We start from the raw sequence: 1081 nt of genomic DNA on the forward strand, positions 1-1081 counted from the left end.
ATATACTGGAAGCCGAAAAAATGGCCTATACATTTACTCCAACGCTGAGTTATGTATTTGCAACAGATTGGATGCTTTCTCTATCTGCTGCTTGGCAGTTTGATGTAATCGACACCCATCTTGAGTTAAATGATGAAAGCCGTGATGTTGAAAGATCGGAAAAAGAAGCACTCCATTCTCCACAGTTATTTATAAGAAAGAGAGTCAGCTCAGAGGAAGACTATTTCTTTGATATTGAGTTTTCTTACTTAGTCAAAACTCATTCCAATTTAGAGCCCACGATTAATATCTCTCAAGGGCAAATGATTAGTGGAAGTAATATCTACTCATTAAAAAGTATAAATTCTTTTAAGGCATTTGATAGCTACTTTAAATTATTCTTCCAAGTTGACTACCATACTTTCTATAGAAAGAGATTGGCGATCTTTGATGAGATTTTCGAAACACGTGACTTTTATGGGCTTAGATTTGGTCTTGCTTATCTTCATGAGTTTAATCAAAATCACGATATCTTATTTGGTCTAGAGGCCAGTCTATTTGATAGTTTTCAGATGAAGGGAATGAATCAGTCGATTACTTTTAGAGAGAATATCGGGCGTACTATCGCTTTGAAATATAGCTATAGAAAATACGAAGAGACTTTTGGTATCCCATACTTTAGCTTCAATCAAACTTTTGAACTGCATAAGTTTAGTTATGGTAGTCCTGAAAAGGATATCACTTCTGACAATACTTTTACGCATATCTCTATCGGCCTTGAAAGAGTCTTTTAATTGTTTGAAGTTGTAAGAAATTACTTCTCGTATATTTAGATGAGTCATTATACATATATTCCTATATGTGTAGATTAGTACGATACTCTATTTCAATTGCAATCCTTTGGTGGCGTAAGGCCATTTAATCAAATCTTATTCCTAAAATTTAAATTGATAATTAATCAACGATTGGAGTTGAAATGAAGTAATTTTATTATGATGCTACTGTTAGTAGTTAATGGATACGTACACGCAGATATGAGAGGAAACTATAATCTTAAAGTTGTTATAGGTGAGAGAGAGTTTATTGATATTCTTGAAATTGT

At 33.0% G+C, this 1081-nt stretch carries 1 protein-coding gene; it reads left to right on the forward strand.

Annotation, left to right across the window (positions count from 1 at the left end; translation table 11 throughout):
- Positions 1-773, forward strand: a 773-nt coding sequence (locus M901_RS09025; RefSeq protein WP_034721552.1) for a hypothetical protein, incomplete at its 5' end; no start/stop codon positions are given.
- Positions 774-1081 lie beyond the last annotated feature (308 nt).

This window comes from Bacteriovorax sp. DB6_IX, from assembly GCF_000447775.1.
In the GTDB taxonomy this organism is placed as follows: domain Bacteria; phylum Bdellovibrionota; class Bacteriovoracia; order Bacteriovoracales; family Bacteriovoracaceae; genus Halobacteriovorax_A.